Origin of the sequence: Halobacillus litoralis (assembly GCF_020524025.1) — a bacterium.
Classification (GTDB): Bacteria; Bacillota; Bacilli; order Bacillales; family Halobacillaceae; genus Halobacillus; species Halobacillus litoralis_D.
The window spans coordinates 741,459-757,736 of sequence record NZ_JAIVKN010000002.1 but is presented as its reverse complement, the minus strand read 5'-3'; the positions used below and the strand labels follow the sequence as shown (position 1 = coordinate 757,736).

Sequence of the window (16,278 nt, the reverse complement as noted above, 5' to 3'; positions counted from 1 at the left end):
TTCTATTTATTGTAAAATTTAAGGAGGTGAGAGGATGTGTATGAATTGAAAAGGCAACTGGGATGGATGATAATCACGCTGATTTTCCTTTTGACAGGATGCAGCAATTCAGGAGATCTTGAAGGGAAACAAACCGAAGGAGAGGTGAAAGGGCTGCTGAAAGGATACTGGGAAGGGACAATTAACGTCCCGAATCAACCATTGGAAATTAGTGTACAGTTTCAAAAAGAAGAAGAATGGGAGGGAACGATTAGTATCCCTTTACAGAATGTAGAAGCGTATCCGTTAGCTGATATTGAAATAGATGGAAATCGTATATCGTTTCAGATGCCGGTTTCAGGGCAGGCCCTCCGGTTTGACGGCACAGTAAATGAGAAGAAGTTATCCGGTACATTTACACAGGCGGGGCAGAGTTATTCCTTCGCTTTGATGAAAGGTAAACAGAAGCAGGAAAGTGAATCCGGAACATTTCTATCCATTGAAACGCCCACAGGGAAATTATATGGAGAGCTGCTCATGCCTGATGGGGTGGAGGAAGCTCCAGTTGCGCTCATAATTCCAGGATCAGGTCCAACTGATCGTAATGGCAATACGCAGGGTTCGCGTGGAAATAACAGTCTGAAGCTTCTTGCTGAGGGGTTGGCCGAGGAAGGGATTGCTTCTCTAAGATATGACAAGCGAGGGGCAGGTAGAAATGCTCAAGCTGTTGTGGAAGAGGATAAAATGAGGTTCGAAGTGTTTGTTAACGATGCTGAACAGTGGTTGGAACGGTTGAAACAAGAGGAGCGTTTTACCAATATAGCTGTCATTGGTCATAGCCAGGGGTCTCTTGTCGGAATGATGGCTGCTGAACCTGAGACGACAGATGCGTTTGTTTCCCTTGCTGGAGCGGGTAGACCAATTGATCGGGTTTTGGAGGATCAGCTTAAGGAAAGTCTGCCCGAGGATCTGTATGAAGAGAGTGAAACGATTTTGGAACAACTGAGAAAAGGGGAGGAAGTCACCAAGGTTCGTTCCTCTTTGCAACAATTATTTTCTCCAGATGTTCAACCCTTTCTTAGATCATGGATGGCTTATGATCCTTCTGAACAACTGAGCAGGCTCGAAGTTCCCATATTAATTATTAATGGAGAGCATGATCTCCAAGTATCAGTAGAAGAGGCCAGGCGGCTGAAAGCAGCTAAGCCTGAGGCTGAACTGGTCCTTTTAGAAGGGATGAATCACGTGTTGAAGGACGCTCCAGTAAAGAGAGAGGAAAATTTAGCAACCTATACAAATCCTGATCTGCCATTAAAAGAAGGACTCGTTGAAGAGGTTGTGAAGTTTTTAAGGAACCATAACTTTTATCATAGCGAATAAGTGTTTAAGTCTACTTTCATGTGCGGATCGTCTTCTGGTAGGGTTTGCTGATCCCTTAGACTGCTATATATTAAATTTATAAAAAAACTGTCCCCATTAAGTTGGGGACAGTTTTTTTACCTTCGAAGTTTTTGCAATAGACGCAGGATTTCAATGTAAAGCCAGACAAGAGTTACGATTAAGCCGAAAGCACCGTACCACTCCATATGCTTCGGAGCACCCCGGTTCACTCCCTGTTCAATAAAGTCAAAATCCAGAACAAGATTTAAAGCTGCAATTGCAACAATAAAAAGGCTGATGCCGATCCCGACAGGGCCGCTCGAGTGAAGATAAGGAACCTGCATGCCGAATAGATTCAGTACAATGTTGACCATGTAAACAAGAAAGATACCTAGGGTGGCCGAAACGATCATAAGCCTGAAATTTCTGGTCACTTTAATTACTCTTGTTGCATAGAGGAGAAGCAGCGCACCCATGACAGCTAGTGTTAAACTAACGGCCTGGATTACAATCCCGCTGTAGGAACTCTCTGCAAAAGCCGAGATCCCGCCTATAAAAAAACCTTCTAATGCTGCATAAATAGGGGCGGTAATGGGTGCAGCTTTAGGAATGAAGACAGTAATAAGTGCAAAAATGAGCCCGCCTATGGCGCCTGCCAGCATCATGATCGTTACATCTACGCCTTGAGCATATTGGTACCACGTATATCCTGCTGTTCCTATAAGGAATAAGAATAAAAGTGAAATTTTGGCTACGGTTCCGTTGAGAGTCATGGACGATCCTTCGTCCCGTGAGCGCTGGAACGTATCGTTCTTAAGAACAGGGTTTCCGGTTCTCATCATCATCAACCTCCTTTACATTTATTGTACACTACCCGTCCATTAAACATGTGTAACTAAACTCTAATGGGCGTACCATTTGTACAATTTCTTCGGCCGGCCGATTTTTTGGTGGCTGACGACTTGTTTGACTTTTCCTTCTTCCAGCAAATGCATGAGATAACGGTAGACGGTTGGATAGGCGAGACCGATTTCCTTTGAAATGACATCCACTGGATAAGCTTCACGGTGGTCTTGTAAGTACTTAGCGATTGAATTTAGTGTTCCTTTACTAATTCCTTTTGCTGTGAAGACGTCTTCCTCTTCTTCCTGAACATTCTTCATATTCGCAATCTGTGCATGCAGCTTAATGCGGGAGATTAAATCTGGAGCTTTCACAGGTTTAAGGGCGAAATCAGTTGCTCCTTCTTCCAGGAAACGGTCAGCAACTTCTTGTCTTTCATCCACTGTAAGGACGAGGATAGGCACCACTGTGTTATGTTTTCGAATTTCTCTTACTGTCTGCAGGCCGTCCATTTCCGGCATGTGGTAATCCACAAGGATAACATCATAATCTCCTTTTAAGAACATTTCCACACCTTCGCGGCCGTTTGAAGCCGTTTCAGAATCCCACTGAGCATGCTTGCAAAACTCCGTAAGCATATAGCGCAGGGATTCGTCGTTATCCATGATCAATATTTTCATTTCTTACTCTCTCCTTCGGTAAATGTATCCAGAAAGTTGTTCCCAAGCCCTGCTCACTTTCAATGGACAGTTCAGCTCCATGTTCACGAACGACATTCTTAACGAATGTCAAGCCGACACCCGGGTGGGATTTTGTACTGTAGCCGGCCGCCCAGATTTTGTTGATATCGGCCTGGCTGATGCCATGACCGTTGTCCTGGATTCCAATGCATATACTTTCCTGATCAATTTTTGTGGCGATGGTTACTTTGGCATCTTTATTACCTTCAACAGCGTCGCTCGCATTATCAATTAAGTTTACGATTGCACGTGTCATTCTGATCTTATTAATATAAATCTCTATTTCTTCGTCCGCTTCTAATTGAAAAGAATAAATCGTTTCAGAGTCTGATAGTTTATTCGCTCGTACATATTCAATCAATGTCTTTAAGGTACACCAGTTCTTTTTCTCATGATAGAGAATCTCTGAGACCATATCACTCGTTGCTTGAATAGAAGAAGAAATCTTATTTGTATATTGAAGGATTTCCTTATCCTGAGTCTTCATTTGAATAAGTGAGTTTAATCCTTCCATTAGGGAAAGAGGCGTTTTTAAATCATGAACCAGGTGCAGCGCCTCCCTGCCGGATCTTGACTCCACCATATCCAGCCTGGCGATGTCCAGGTCCTGTCTCATTCGTGCCTTTTGTTCTGAAACTGTTAAATAAACAGCCAGAAATGTAGCATTCACAATAAATACAGCAAAAAATACAAGACTATAAAAACTTAATGTACTCCCAAATTCCAACTCTAAGGCAGCGGCTTTCACCTGCATAGATATCGATCCCCCGCCAAAACCGAATGCCTCAAGAAATAGAACCGTATCGAGCCATTGAAAGCCGAATAATAACTGAGCCAGGATAAACGATTTAAATACGGGCCTCAGCTGTCCTTTTCCTAAGAAGTGGAGAACTGCAATAGAGAGTAATAGAAATACAGCGGGTCCGCCAAAATGATAGTTGATCGAATTATACCCATTGATGACTGCATATACAAGGGGAATGATTCCAAGTGGGAAAACAATTTTCAACCATGGTCGCTGCAGTTTCCGGCCAAGTTCATCCCCGAGCAGTAAAGCACCTATGTAATGGGGGAGAGCCCGGACGGTGTTTAACATAACAAGTCCAAAAGCAGCCATCATCAGTGTGCTGCCGGAAGGATTTTCTTCCAGATCATGAATAATGGCAGCTAATCCTGACTGCTCCACGCTCAACCATAAAGGCATCGTCATTCCTATGAGGATAAAAGCCGTTTTAATCCATATGCTTTTTGATTTTAAAATAGGATCCGGCACAGCTGTCCCTCCTCGAAGTTGTCTATCTTTTTCTACATTCTAATATATCCGAGGTTTATTTTCGATCCTTTTTTCCTTTACAGCGTTCACAGGGTGGTATATTTCCAGAGACTCCCCCTATGGTATTCAATGATCAGGATAGTATAATAAGTATATATATTTTGATGAAAGGTGCCTCATCTATGATTACAATCATCGATAATTATGATTCATTTACCTATAATTTGGTTCAATACTTTCAGCAGATGGACTCAGAGGTCATCGTGAAGAGAAACGATGAGTGGTCAGTTCAAGAAATTCAGGCCATCGATCCTGATTTAATTGTTTTATCTCCCGGTCCAGGCAGACCGGAGGAATCGGGTGTAAGTAAAGCAGTGCTCCAATCCCTTGGGAAAGACATCCCTATTCTTGGAATCTGCCTTGGTCATCAGCTTATCGTAGAAACGTTTGGTGGGTTAGTTGAAAAAGGGGCACGTCCCATGCATGGGAAAGTCTCAAAGATGACTCATGACGGCCGTACACTCTTTCATGGTTTACCTAATCAGGTAAACGTTACCCGGTATCATTCTCTGGAAGCTGTCCGCCAGAACTTACCGGAGGTTCTGGAAGTGAGTGCATCATCAGGTGATGGTGTCATTATGGGTGTGCGTCACTGCTCACTTCCGATCGAAGGCATACAGTTTCACCCGGAGTCCATTCTGACCCAGTATGGATTTGAAATGTTATGGAATCAATATGAACAAGCCCTGCAGTTCCGTTCGAAGCAGAAAGAGGGGGTTCTGGTATGAATGCGCCTTTCCTCCTTTATGAGTTTACAGATGAAAAAGGAAATCCTGATGTGAGGGTATTTGAAAGTCCAGTTGAAATCTTAACGACTTATGATCTACATGAAATTAAACGTATTTTTGATCGTGTAGAGCAGGCTCTTGAGGAGGGATATTATGCAGCGGGGTATGTTTCTTATGAAGCGGCACCTGCTTTTGATGATGCTTTTTCTGTCCACTCAGACCCTCAGTGGCCTCTTGTGTGGTTTGGAATTTTTTCCGATTGCTCAAAGAAGATAAGAGACTTTAATGAAGGAGATTTTTCCGTCTCTAAATGGGAAATGACAGGGGATTTTGAAGTTTACCAGGAGGGGATTGAGAAAGTAAAGCAGGGGATTGAGCGCGGGGATACGTATCAGGTGAATTATACAACCCGGCTTGAAGCTCTCTTTTCAGGAGACGATTATTCTTTTTACCGACGGTTGATTCGAAACCAGCAGCCTTCCTACGGAGCTTATCTAAATATGGGCGTACGCCGTCTTTTATCTGCTTCTCCAGAGTTGTTCTTCAGGGTTGACGGAAAAGCAATAAGAACAAAGCCAATGAAAGGAACGGCAAAGCGAGGGCGTTTTTATGAGGAAGATCAACATCAAAAGGAACTTCTTCGTACCTCTGATAAGGAGCGTTCAGAAAATCTTATGATCGTGGACCTGCTTCGGAACGATCTGGGTAGAATTGCTGTTCCCGGCACCGTAAGGGTACCAAAATTGTTTGAAGTAGAAACTTACCAGACTGTTCATCAGATGACTTCGACAATTGAAGCGAGCCTTCCTGACCATTACACGACCTATGAATTGTTTCACGCCTTATTCCCATGCGGGTCCATTACCGGGGCTCCTAAAGTGAGGACAATGGATTATATCAGCAGGTTGGAAGATTCTCCAAGAGAGGTTTATTGTGGTGCTATAGGGTTTTTCACGCCTGATAAAGAGGCTGTATTTAATGTTCCTATCCGTACGGTGATGGTTGATCAGAATAGTAAGCAGGCCGTATATGGAACCGGTGGAGGGGTGACCTGGGATTCTACACCTAAGGGAGAATTCGAGGAACTGCATGCAAAAGCGAGTGTGCTGACGGAAAATCGTCCATCCTTTCAACTTCTTGAAACCATGAGATTGGAAGAAGGCGAATTTCCGCTATGGTCTTATCATATAGACAGGGTGCTGAAATCAGCTCAATACTTTCAATATCCGATAACCCGGCAGGAGCTGGAACAGCAGCTGCATCAAGTAACGGGAACCTATTCAATCGGTCTGTATAAAACCCGGCTTCTTATCGCATCTACGGGTGAAGTGACGATTGAAGTGGAGCCCATACAGCATCCTGCTCAAAATGTTGAATGTATGTTGGCCGCTTCTCCAGTGGATGAGGGGAATCCATTCTTGTTTCATAAAACGACGCACAGGGAAGTGTATGAAAGACATCAGTCCCCGGGATTCACCTCCACACTATTGTGGAATTCCAATGGGGAATTGACTGAGTTTACCATTGCTAATGTTGTTGTTAAACAGAACAATCATTACTATACACCTCCTGTTACGTCTGGTTTGCTTGCGGGTACATACAGGCAGAAGCTGCTCGAGGATGGAGTAGTTCAGGAAAAGGTGATTCATAAGGATGAATTGAATCAATGTGAAGAAATATGGATGATTAATGCTGTCCGTGGTTGGGTCAGGGTCAGTATGAAAGAATGTGGAATTTAGATCATGGGAGGGGTGGGGAGATGAAGCATATTGTATTTTATGATGCTCAGTGTCCATTTTGTTTTTATGTAAAGAAAGTATTTAGAAGATTTGATTGGTTGGATCAAATCAAATGGGTTTCTGTCCAAGAAGCGACACGCGGTGGGAAGTACCCGTACTTAGAAGGGCGTAACACATTAGATGAAATCCATATGCTCACCAAGCAGGGAGAGGTTAAGGAAGGATTCGCGACAATCCGTAAACTGCTTCTGGCCCTCCCGTTATTTTCTGTTTTCGGGATCATACTGTCATTACCCGGGGTTGATTTCATTGGTTCCCCCCTATATCGCTGGTTTTCAGCCCACCGGCATCAATGGTTTGGGCGATATGACCTTCCAAGATATGCTTGAAAAAAAGCTCTCCCTTAGGGAGGGCTTTTATTGTCTACTTTGTAAGCCTGGTATCTCCATGAAATTAAAGAGTTCATCAGGTAATAGTGAAAGTATTATTTTTTATCTATGATATGTTACATTTATTATATAAAAATAATAGTTACGGGGAGATCGTATAGATGAATAGAGAAATGGGCTACATAGCTGATAAAGTGATAAAAAATAAAGAGCATCTATCTAAGTCAGTAAAGAAATTAAAAAAAGAAGAGTATGGAAAAGAGGCACTGTTCACTGCTGACTGGGCCGCGTTATTCTCATTTATAGGGGAAAGTTTATCAGGCGATGAATCAGCAGCTGAAAAAGTGAAAAAGTGGGCAGACAGGGAAGCGGAAAATAAAGTGACGAAGGATGCTGAACTTGACCAATCTCTTCGTACCATACACTATGTAAGACGTTCGCTTTGGGAGGTTTTTGCAGAAGAACTGGAGGAGGATGCATTCTCTTCGCGGACAATTATTGAGGTATGCAAAACAATTAACCTTTTATTAGATGATATCTCCAATCGATTTTGTAAAACATATTCTGAGAGCATTCGTATTGAATCCGAGCGTAGAGACACACGTTTGGCTGAGCTTTCAGTTCCAGTTGTCCCGATTACAGAGGGAGTAGCTGTACTGCCTTTGGTTGGAGAAATTGATACCCCGCGTGCCCAATTAATTATGGAGACCTCTCTTAGTCAAAGTACAGAATTAGATTTGGATTATCTTTTTATTGATGTATCTGGTGTTCCTCTTATAGATACATATATCGCAACATATATTTATCAAGTTGTTCATGCATTGGAGCTTGTCGGAGTACATGTGACTCTAACTGGTTTAAGACCTGAAACAGCTAAAGCGGTTGTTGATCTTGGAGTAGATTTTAAGCGGATTCATACCAAGTCCGGTTTACACCAGGCGTTAAAAGAGATAGGCGTCTATATCCACATAGAATCTTAAGAAATAATTCATTTCATCATTTTAGGAGTGGCTCTTTAAGTTGAACATTTTTAATAGTGAATAGGAAATATAGAAAAAGAAACGGGCCCGGATGAACTTCATCCCGACCCGTTTTTATTTAGCTGTTAGAAGGCGCGGATACTTTTACTAATTGTTTCCCGAGATTTGTACCTTCGAATAAACCGAAGAAAGCGTCAGGAATGTTCTCGAATCCTTCAGTGATGGTTTCTTCGTACGTGAGTCTTCCTTCTTTTAACCATTTAGATAAATGATTGAAACCTTCGTTAAAGCGTTCCTGATAATCGCCGACTGTAAAGCCTTTGATCAGAGCACTTGATTTAATTAAATAAGATTGCATCCTTGGACCTTGTGCATTTGGAACATTATAAGAGGAAATGGCTCCACACTGAGCTATGCGGGCAAATTTATTGAGAAGTGGGTAAACCGCATCCGAAATTTCTCCTCCGACATTATCAAAGTAGACATCCACACCGTTAGGGCAGGCAGCCTCTAATCGAGAGGGTACATCTTCTGTTTTATAGTTGATGGCTTCGTCTACACCAAGTTCATTTTTTAAATACGCGGTCTTTTCATCGGAGCCTGCGATACCGACAACATGGCAGCCTGCAATTTTTCCGATTTGTACCACTGTTGATCCGACAGCGCCTGCAGCACCTGAAACGACTAGTGTTTCTCCTTCTTTAGGCTGGCCGATGTCCATTAAACCGAAGTAGGCAGTTAAGCCCGGCATTCCCAGAATACCAAGAGAAGTCGTGATCGGTCCTAATTCCGGGTCAATCTTTCTCAGGGTATCTGCTTTAGCGGTTGTAAACTCCTGCCATGGGAGCATACCTGTAATAATGTCACCTTCACTTAAGGAATCCGCTTTTGATTGAACGACCTCACCAACAACGCCGCCTTCCATTGGTTCATTTAATTGAAACGGTGCGATGTAGGATTTGGCATTACTCATTCTTCCACGCATATAGGGATCTACAGAAACGTATAGGAGCTTCACAAGTACTTCTCCTTGTGCCGGCTCTGGTTTTTCCGTTTCGACAATTTTTATATGCTCATGAGAGGGAGCAGCGGTTGGTCTTTCTACTAATTGAATTTCATGGTTCATTTTTACAACACTCCTTTCTTTTATCGTAACCTGATACAGCATATTATGGAAAGCGAAAGGTCTTGATGGAGCCCGATACGATACAATAAAACGGAAAGAACCGTGATAATAAATGGTTCTTCTCCCTTATGGAGTATTCCCCAAATTTGTTCAATCAAAAAAGAAAGGACGATAAGATGGAACATCCATTGTATGCATCCGTTAAATTTGTGAAAGGCGGGAATTCTATTACTGTTGAAGATACAGAAGAATTGAAAGTAAAGGAATTTATTGAACTTGTCCAGGCCCTGCTGAATGATTCTGAAATAACAGCCGCCAAATATCTGACGATTCTCGCTGACAGGCGACTCTCGGAAGAAGCGGGAGAGTATTTAAGGGGAAATGGATTTATGATTCATGATGAAGTGCAGTTTGTGGTAAATGACTTGCAGAATGAAATAGAGGAAGAAGGAAATTTTTCATTAAAATCGCTGGCGGAAGTGAAAGAAGATACCTTTAAAGAAATTTGGAGACAAACCATGGAAGGATCTTTAAATGCTCCGCAATCATTGAATATGAATGAACAGATGAAGAGTGTGAAAAAAGAATTAGGCTCCTCCTACATAGATACATGTAACATAGCATATGAGAAGGGTGAACCTGTAGGTGTGGTTATGCCGCATATTGAGCCGGGTACGAATGAAGAGGGGCGTTTTTTTTATTTTGGACTGCTTAAAGAAGCCCGTGGAAAGAAAAAGAGTGCTCCATTGTACCGGAAAGGATTAAAAATATTAAAGGAAACGTTTGGGGCTGCCTATAGTATAGGTGCCACCAGTGTGCGCAATAAACCTATGCTCAAGGTCTTCGAAAAGACAGGATGTAAAAAAACCAAAAGAGTACATGTTTATAAGCGAATACAAAAACAATAAAGGAGAGCCCGTGATTCTTCGACGGGCTCTCTATACTACAGCGTTTCTGATGCTTTTAATTCTTCGTATTCTTCCGAAGTAAAGGCACGTGAGCGAGTCAGAAACCTCTTTCCTTCGACGCCTTCAAGAGAAAACATTCCTCCGCGTCCATCCACAACATCGATGATTAACTGAGTATGTTTCCAATAGTCGTACTGTCTTTGATTCATATAAAAAGGGGTTTCTCCAATCTTACCCAGCAAAACATCCTGACTTCCAATGATAAGGTCACCTTCTTCATAACACATTGGAGAGCTGCCATCACAGCACCCGCCAGATTGATGGAAGAGGAGGGGACCGTGTTTATCTTTTAATCGATCAATTAAATCAAGTGCTGCTTTTGTTGCCTTTACCCGTTCAACCATTTTCTTTCCGCTCCTTTCTGGATCGAATATGGTGTACAGAAGGTGGGTTCAGATTAAAAGAACCCTAATTTTTGCGGGCTGTAGCTGACAAGCATATTTTTGGTCTGCTGATAATGGCTGAGCATCATCTTATGGTTTTCCCGGCCGACCCCGGACATCTTATATCCGCCAAATGCCGCATGAGCAGGGTAGGCATGGTAACAATTTGTCCAGACACGTCCTGCTTCTATACCACGGCCAAATCGATAGGCTGTGTTCATATCCCTTGTCCATATTCCGGCCCCAAGTCCGTATAGTGTATCATTGGCGATTTTCATAGCTTCTTCCTTGTCTTTAAATGTTGTCACAGATAAGACAGGACCGAAGATTTCTTCTTGGAAAATTCTCATATCATTGTTCCCTTTAAATACAGTCGGCTGGACATAATACCCGTCTTTGAAATCTCCTTCCATTTGGTTGCGGGCTCCTCCTACTAAACATTCCGCTCCTTCGTCTTTTCCAATTTCAAGATAGGAAAGAATCTTTTCAAGTTGTTCGGAGGATGCCTGGGCCCCCATCATGACTTCAGGATCAAGTGGATTGCCTACTTTGATTTCTTTTACGCGTTTAATCGCCCGCTCCATAAATTCGTCATAAATGGATTCTTGAATCAATGCGCGGGAAGGACATGTACAAACTTCTCCCTGATTCAGAGCGAACATAACCATGCCTTCGATTGTTTTGTCCAGAAAATCATCATCTTCACGCATAACGTCTTCAAAGAAGATGTTCGGTGATTTACCACCAAGCTCAAGTGTGACTGGGATAATATTTTGAGAGGCATATTGCATAATCATGCGGCCTGTGGTCGTTTCACCTGTAAAGGCCACTTTATTGATTCGAGGACTCTGTGCTAACGATTTCCCAGCTTCTAAACCGAAGCCATTCACCACGTTAAGTACTCCTGCAGGAAGCAAGTCTTCAATGATCTCAAGTAAGTATAGGATAGATGACGGTGTCTGCTCTGCCGGCTTTAAAACAATGGTATTTCCAGCTGCAAGAGCAGGAGCCATTTTCCAGGTAGCCATCAAAAGAGGGAAGTTCCAAGGGATGATTTGTCCTACGACGCCAAGGGGTTCTTGGAAGTGATAAGCGACCGTATCGTTATCAATCTCTCCTATGGTGCCTTCTTCAGATCGAATAACAGAAGCAAAGTAACGGAAGTGATCAACAGCCAGGGGAATGTCAGCATTTAATGTTTCACGTACAGCTTTCCCATTTTCCCACGTTTCCGCAATAGCCAGTTCTTCTAAGTTTTCTTCTATACGATCTGCAATTCGATTTAAAATGATCGAACGTTCTGTAACGGATGTTTTGCCCCATGTATCTTTTGCTTTATGTGCAGCATCCAAGGCAAGCTCAATGTCTTCTTCTGTAGAACGAGCAACCTGACAGAAAACCTGTCCCGTTACAGGAGTGACATTGTCAAAGTACTGCCCCTTTACAGGCTTTGTCCATTCGCCACCAATAAAGTTGTCATAGCGGTCTTTAAACTGTACCTTAGATCCTTGTGTGTTTGGAAATGAGTAGACCATTTTACATCCTCCTATTCAATATAAATACTGCAAACGCTTACATAATAAAGCTCAATTAATGAAACACGCTCGATTTGAAGGTACCATTTAAACGGAATATTGTCAATTTACAGAAAAGTTTAGAAGAAATTGAGGTTCGAACAAGATCAAAACATTGTTATAATAGGGGTATTCAAAAGTAAAGGAGTATGAAGATGACAACGACAAATAGAGTATTGCTTGTGGATGGCATGGCGCTTCTTTTTCGTGCCTTTTATGCTACAGCGATGAGCAATTATTATATGATTAATAGCAAGGGGACTCCAACTAATGGGGTTTACGGTATGATGAAACACCTATTCGCGGCCATTGACACGTACCAGCCTACCCACGTGATCTGCTGTTGGGATATGGGCAGCAAAACGTTCCGCAATGATTTATTTCCAGATTATAAAGCCAATCGCGGTCAGCCGCCTGAGGAACTGGTTCCCCAATTTGACTTGGCCAAAGAAGTAGTGGCATCACTAAATATCCCTAATGTAGGACAAGCAGGGTATGAGGCGGATGATTGTATGGGAACACTGAGCAGAATTTACAGTGAACATTCCCAAGTTTTTCTTCTGACAGGTGATCAGGACTTATTGCAGTTGTTACAGCCAAATGTTCATGTAGTGCTGCTCAAAAAAGGATACGGGAACTACGCAGAGTACCAGGATTATTCCTTTACAGAAGAGAAGGGCATTACTCCTCAACAGCTGATTGACTTAAAAGCTTTAATGGGGGACAGTAGTGATAATTACCCGGGAGTAAAAGGGATCGGAGAGAAGACGGCTCTTAAACTTCTTCTCAAATATGGAACAATTGAAGGGATATTGGACAACTTAAGTGAGTTAACTAAGGGACAAAGATCTAAGATTGAAGAAAACTTAGACATGCTGCACTTATCACGAAGACTGGCTGCCATTCATTGTGAAGCAGACGTCGATTGCTCTCTTGAAGAAGCTTTATTTTACGTGGATGAAAGAAAAATGGAAGAAAAGTTTAATGAGCTGGAATTTAAAAACTGGGAAAAGAACATATTGAAGATGTAAAAAAGGAAGGAAGCCACAAGCTTCCTTCCTTTTTTACAACAAATCTTTTTTCTGGGTTTCTCGATAATCATTAGCTTCTTTGTAGTACATGGCTGCTTTCTTATACATTCTCTTGTCATAGTATAAATCAGCGAGCATTTCCACGAACTCTTTGTAATCTTTATATTCGTTGAGTTTTCGGAAGTCCGGAATGATTTCTTCTTCCAGCTTTTTAATGAAGTCTACATCGGAAGTTTTTTCCATGACCATATGGCTTAGGATGAAAAATTTATGTTGATACTTTAAGAAATTATGTTTTTGGGATTCTTCTTTTCCTTCTTGAATGTATTCCCAACATAAATCTATATCCCCGCTGTGATAACGATTGAGAGCAAGAAGGTAGATGGTACTGGACTTAAACATGGATTCTTTTGTATCAATTTCATAGGCTTTTAGAAGGTAGCTATAAGCTTTTTTATACTTTTCCTGATTCGTGTAGTTAATGCCTAAGTTGTGATAGATACGACGTTTGTCACTGGATGGGAGTTCGTGTTTAGCTACTTTTAATACCTTTAAGAGGTATTCTTCCGCAATATGGTGCGCCCCAAGAGAATTGTAATTGATTGCTATAATAATGTAATTATCTACCATCCGAGAGTAATGCAGTGATTTAGTGTACATTTCTAAAGCAACGAAGGCATAGTGGGTAGACTCTACAAAAGACCTGGTTTTCGAATAGGCTAAGGCTAAGTGAAAAAAGATCTCTCCTTCATGAAAGGGAAGTTTATCCATTAATTCCTTTGCTAAGTTGAAATGCTGTAAGGACTCTCTTAAATTGGAGAGAAATAAGTGGTGAACACCTATGGTTTTATTAAAGAAAAATTTAAATTCATTGGAAGCATCTTCATAAGTATCTTGAAGTTCTTTAAGCATTCTTGAGGGGACGGGTTTTCTGTTTTTGGTCATATCATGGCGTGCTTCAATGATTTTATAAAGGTTAGTCAGCTCCGTGTTTTTATTATCGTTCAAGGCTTCCTCACATTTATTTTGTAGTTCATTCATTAAAGAGAAGTCTCTCATTTGAGAAGCTTCATGCCAATTGAGAAGGTCTTCGTAAATTTGTTCATCAAAGTCCTGGTTGATATCTGTTAATTTAATATTTAATCGTTCCCCAAGGAGACGATAAATTTCTTCACTGGCGTTCATGGTGTCGTGTTCAATTTTACTCAAGTAGGATACAGAGCAAATTCCTGATGCAAGTTCTTCGAGTGTCATATTCTTAAATTTGCGATGTTGTTTAATTAACGATCCTTTCATATCTCACTACTCCTTTAAAGCACCAATTACATACATTATATCAAAATACCTATCCATTCAATGTCTATTATTTCCTGCAGGGAGTGGATATGATAATAAATAGAGCCCAGCCTTATAAGGCTGGGCTTTGCTTTTAGAGTGATTTTAAGGCCTCTTCAATTTGTGTATCACCGGCAATCATTTCGAATGTCTTATGGTAAGCATTCGGTTCTTCCAGAGATGCAATCAATGTTTTGGCAACATCTGCACGAGCAACAGAACCTTCTTCTACGGTATCACCGACTTCAATTTTACTTGTACCCTCATCATGAGTGAGTGCACCTGGACGCACAATTGTATAATCAAGTTCGGTAGATTTCAGAAATTCATCTGCTTCGCCTTTCATTTTCAGGTAATGTTTTAACTCTTCTGGACCACGGTCCGGCTCACCTGCTGCGATGCTGCTCAGCATAACAAACTTTTTAATGCCAAGATTCTCTGTCGCTTTCGCCAGGTTAATAGCACCGTCACGATCGACAGCTTCCGTTTGTTCAGGGCCGGTGCTGCCTCCGGAACCTGCAGCGAAAATAACGGCATCCATACCCTTAACCGCATAGCCTACATCTTTGGTAAGATCAGCTAAAACAGGGGTTCCGCCGAGCTTTTCTATCGTTGCTTTCTGATCTTCTTTACGTATTAAGCCATAGGGCTCGTGTCCATCTGCTTTTAGATATTGAATAACTAAACGACCAGTATGTCCATTTGCTCCTGCTACAAGTACTTTCATGTGTAATCACGACTCCTTATGAATTGTTTTCCACTATTCATTTAGCCTTTAATGAGAGGTCTCAAACATAAGGATCGGTTTTATGATGGAAAGCAAAGTTCCTGATAGTTGCAGCGGGCACACGTTCTTGGATCATCCTGCATAGGGAACTGCTCAATTGGAAGAGGTTTGTTTTGTGCCGGGTCCTCTAAATAAAGTTTCATCTGCTCTATACTCATTTGATAAAGGTGCTGGACATTAATTAAGTCCTGCTCTGTGAGCTGATGCTCAATGTGTTCGCCGCTTACCAGGTATTCATTTCGTATCACTATGTCATCAAGAGATTCAATATTGTGCTTCTGTTGGAGATAGAGTGCGTAAAGAGCAAGCTGATTACGGTCTTCTTCAGAAGATTTACCTGTCTTCCAGTCTACAATGATCCATTTATTCCGTTTTAAATCTTTGTAAACCAGGTCCATAACGACGAATAGTTTAATGCCCTCCGTTTTCATAAAGCGAAAGGTTTCTGATTCGATAAAGCGCATATTTTCTTTATCTATTACATCCGTAAAGGTTTGACTGGAATAGAAATTTTTCACCGTCCTCTGGAGTCTGTCCGTAATTTTTCTAACCTTTGACTCCGGCAGTGTGTCTGTCTGGCTGTAATAAATCTCATGAAGCATCGTATAGTGCTTCGGTCGATTCTGCCATAGGTGTTCTTTCTTCGTTGATTCAATAAAGCCACGATTCAAGTGGTGCCTGACTTCATCGATAAAATCTTCCTGACTGGGGATGGATTGATTCTTCAAGCATCGTTGAATGGCCTGATAAATAAGGTCGTGAACAATGCTCCCAAAATGCATTTCCAGGTTTGTCATCTTTTTTAACCGGTACGCCTGTCTGGATAATGTGTCAGCTTGACTTAACCAGCCATTGTGAGACACATAATAGTCGTACGCATATTTTCTTAAACAAGTAAGCATCGTTTTGTGTCGGGATAATGACCATGAAAGGTCTGGAAATGGTTTTATTTCATACATAACT

General features: G+C 41.7%; 16 protein-coding genes. 7 read left to right on the top strand and 9 right to left on the bottom strand.

The window, feature by feature from the left end; genetic code table 11:
• The first annotated feature begins 36 nt into the window (after positions 1-36).
• On the top strand, positions 37-1,359 hold the full coding sequence (locus tag LC036_RS10215; protein WP_226581763.1) for an alpha/beta hydrolase: 1,323 nt from the start codon (positions 37-39) through the stop codon (positions 1,357-1,359).
• Between the two features lie 116 nt (positions 1,360-1,475).
• Here LC036_RS10215 and LC036_RS10210 read toward each other — a convergent pair whose 3' ends face one another.
• From LC036_RS10210 to LC036_RS10200, 3 genes are all read right to left on the bottom strand, one after another.
• Positions 1,476-2,198 carry a Bax inhibitor-1/YccA family membrane protein gene (locus LC036_RS10210; RefSeq protein WP_226582511.1) on the bottom strand — a complete coding sequence of 241 codons (723 nt, stop codon included), beginning with the start codon at positions 2,196-2,198 and terminating at the stop codon, positions 1,476-1,478.
• A gap of 63 nt (positions 2,199-2,261) precedes the next feature.
• Positions 2,262-2,882, bottom strand: a complete 621-nt coding sequence (locus LC036_RS10205) for a response regulator (RefSeq protein WP_226581762.1) — start codon at positions 2,880-2,882, stop codon at positions 2,262-2,264.
• The gene (locus LC036_RS10200; RefSeq protein ID WP_226581760.1) at positions 2,860-4,215 is read right to left on the bottom strand and encodes a sensor histidine kinase; all 1,356 of its coding nucleotides are present in this window, start codon (positions 4,213-4,215) and stop codon (positions 2,860-2,862) included. Before LC036_RS10200 ends, LC036_RS10205 begins: the two co-directional genes overlap by 23 nt.
• Positions 4,216-4,397: 182 nt before the next feature.
• Between LC036_RS10200 and LC036_RS10195 the strand changes: the two genes are divergently transcribed.
• The 4 genes from LC036_RS10195 (at position 4,398) to LC036_RS10180 (ending at position 8,111) form a co-directional block, all read left to right on the top strand.
• Positions 4,398-5,003: an anthranilate synthase component II gene (locus tag LC036_RS10195; RefSeq protein WP_226581758.1), complete on the top strand. Its 606-nt coding sequence runs from the start codon at positions 4,398-4,400 to the stop codon at positions 5,001-5,003.
• A complete protein-coding gene (gene pabB / locus LC036_RS10190) occupies positions 5,000-6,742 on the top strand; it encodes an aminodeoxychorismate synthase component I (RefSeq protein WP_226581756.1) in 1,743 nt (580 codons plus the stop codon). Before LC036_RS10195 ends, pabB begins: the two co-directional genes overlap by 4 nt.
• A gap of 20 nt (positions 6,743-6,762) precedes the next feature.
• The gene (locus LC036_RS10185) at positions 6,763-7,131 is read left to right on the top strand and encodes a thiol-disulfide oxidoreductase DCC family protein (RefSeq protein WP_226581754.1); all 369 of its coding nucleotides are present in this window, start codon (positions 6,763-6,765) and stop codon (positions 7,129-7,131) included.
• Positions 7,132-7,292: 161 nt separating this feature from the next.
• Positions 7,293-8,111 (top strand): STAS domain-containing protein, encoded by an 819-nt coding sequence (locus LC036_RS10180; protein ID WP_226581752.1) that lies wholly within the window; start codon positions 7,293-7,295, stop codon positions 8,109-8,111.
• Positions 8,112-8,229: 118 nt separating this feature from the next.
• Here the strand turns inward: LC036_RS10180 and LC036_RS10175 are convergent, their stop codons facing one another.
• The gene (locus LC036_RS10175) at positions 8,230-9,237 is read right to left on the bottom strand and encodes an NADP-dependent oxidoreductase (RefSeq protein ID WP_226581750.1); all 1,008 of its coding nucleotides are present in this window, start codon (positions 9,235-9,237) and stop codon (positions 8,230-8,232) included.
• A gap of 128 nt (positions 9,238-9,365) precedes the next feature.
• On the opposite strand from LC036_RS10175, the gene LC036_RS10170 reads away from it, so the two are divergent.
• Positions 9,366-10,145: a hypothetical protein gene (locus LC036_RS10170; protein ID WP_226581749.1), complete on the top strand. Its 780-nt coding sequence runs from the start codon at positions 9,366-9,368 to the stop codon at positions 10,143-10,145.
• Between the two features lie 35 nt (positions 10,146-10,180).
• Here LC036_RS10170 and LC036_RS10165 read toward each other — a convergent pair whose 3' ends face one another.
• Positions 10,181-10,549, bottom strand: coding sequence for a DUF779 domain-containing protein (locus LC036_RS10165; RefSeq protein ID WP_226581747.1), 369 nt, complete (start codon positions 10,547-10,549; stop codon positions 10,181-10,183).
• A 53-nt stretch (positions 10,550-10,602) separates the two neighbouring features.
• Positions 10,603-12,123 carry an aldehyde dehydrogenase family protein gene (locus tag LC036_RS10160; RefSeq protein ID WP_226581744.1) on the bottom strand — a complete coding sequence of 507 codons (1,521 nt, stop codon included), beginning with the start codon at positions 12,121-12,123 and terminating at the stop codon, positions 10,603-10,605.
• 194 nt (positions 12,124-12,317) lie between these two features.
• Between LC036_RS10160 and LC036_RS10155 the strand changes: the two genes are divergently transcribed.
• Entirely contained in the window at positions 12,318-13,193 is an 876-nt protein-coding gene (locus LC036_RS10155; protein WP_226581742.1) for a 5'-3' exonuclease, read from the top strand.
• Between the two features lie 33 nt (positions 13,194-13,226).
• Here the strand turns inward: LC036_RS10155 and LC036_RS10150 are convergent, their stop codons facing one another.
• The 3 genes from LC036_RS10150 to LC036_RS10140 form a co-directional block, all read right to left on the bottom strand.
• Complete coding sequence (locus tag LC036_RS10150) at positions 13,227-14,489, bottom strand: helix-turn-helix domain-containing protein (RefSeq protein WP_226581741.1); 1,263 nt, start codon at positions 14,487-14,489, stop codon at positions 13,227-13,229.
• Between the two features lie 133 nt (positions 14,490-14,622).
• Entirely contained in the window at positions 14,623-15,255 is a 633-nt protein-coding gene (locus LC036_RS10145) for an SDR family oxidoreductase (RefSeq protein ID WP_226581738.1), read from the bottom strand.
• A gap of 80 nt (positions 15,256-15,335) precedes the next feature.
• The gene (locus LC036_RS10140; protein WP_226581736.1) at positions 15,336-16,274 is read right to left on the bottom strand and encodes a PD-(D/E)XK nuclease family protein; all 939 of its coding nucleotides are present in this window, start codon (positions 16,272-16,274) and stop codon (positions 15,336-15,338) included.
• Between the last annotated feature and the right edge of the window lie 4 nt (positions 16,275-16,278).

Excerpts from the sequence above, each read along its gene's own strand:
- LC036_RS10210 (WP_226582511.1), bottom strand. The coding sequence starts at position 2,198 with ATGAGAACCGGAAACCCTGTTCTTAAGAACGATACGTTCCAGCGCTCA.
- LC036_RS10205 (WP_226581762.1), bottom strand. The coding sequence starts at position 2,882 with ATGAAAATATTGATCATGGATAACGACGAATCCCTGCGCTATATGCTT.
- LC036_RS10195 (WP_226581758.1), top strand. The coding sequence starts at position 4,398 with ATGATTACAATCATCGATAATTATGATTCATTTACCTATAATTTGGTT.
- pabB (WP_226581756.1), top strand. The coding sequence starts at position 5,000 with ATGAATGCGCCTTTCCTCCTTTATGAGTTTACAGATGAAAAAGGAAAT.
- LC036_RS10185 (WP_226581754.1), top strand. The coding sequence starts at position 6,763 with ATGAAGCATATTGTATTTTATGATGCTCAGTGTCCATTTTGTTTTTAT.
- LC036_RS10180 (WP_226581752.1), top strand. The coding sequence starts at position 7,293 with ATGAATAGAGAAATGGGCTACATAGCTGATAAAGTGATAAAAAATAAA.
- LC036_RS10175 (WP_226581750.1), bottom strand. The coding sequence starts at position 9,237 with ATGAACCATGAAATTCAATTAGTAGAAAGACCAACCGCTGCTCCCTCT.
- LC036_RS10170 (WP_226581749.1), top strand. The coding sequence starts at position 9,366 with ATGGAGTATTCCCCAAATTTGTTCAATCAAAAAAGAAAGGACGATAAG.
- LC036_RS10165 (WP_226581747.1), bottom strand. The coding sequence starts at position 10,549 with ATGGTTGAACGGGTAAAGGCAACAAAAGCAGCACTTGATTTAATTGAT.
- LC036_RS10160 (WP_226581744.1), bottom strand. The coding sequence starts at position 12,123 with ATGGTCTACTCATTTCCAAACACACAAGGATCTAAGGTACAGTTTAAA.
- LC036_RS10155 (WP_226581742.1), top strand. The coding sequence starts at position 12,318 with ATGACAACGACAAATAGAGTATTGCTTGTGGATGGCATGGCGCTTCTT.
- LC036_RS10150 (WP_226581741.1), bottom strand. The coding sequence starts at position 14,489 with ATGAAAGGATCGTTAATTAAACAACATCGCAAATTTAAGAATATGACA.
- LC036_RS10145 (WP_226581738.1), bottom strand. The coding sequence starts at position 15,255 with ATGAAAGTACTTGTAGCAGGAGCAAATGGACATACTGGTCGTTTAGTT.
- LC036_RS10140 (WP_226581736.1), bottom strand. The coding sequence starts at position 16,274 with ATGTATGAAATAAAACCATTTCCAGACCTTTCATGGTCATTATCCCGA.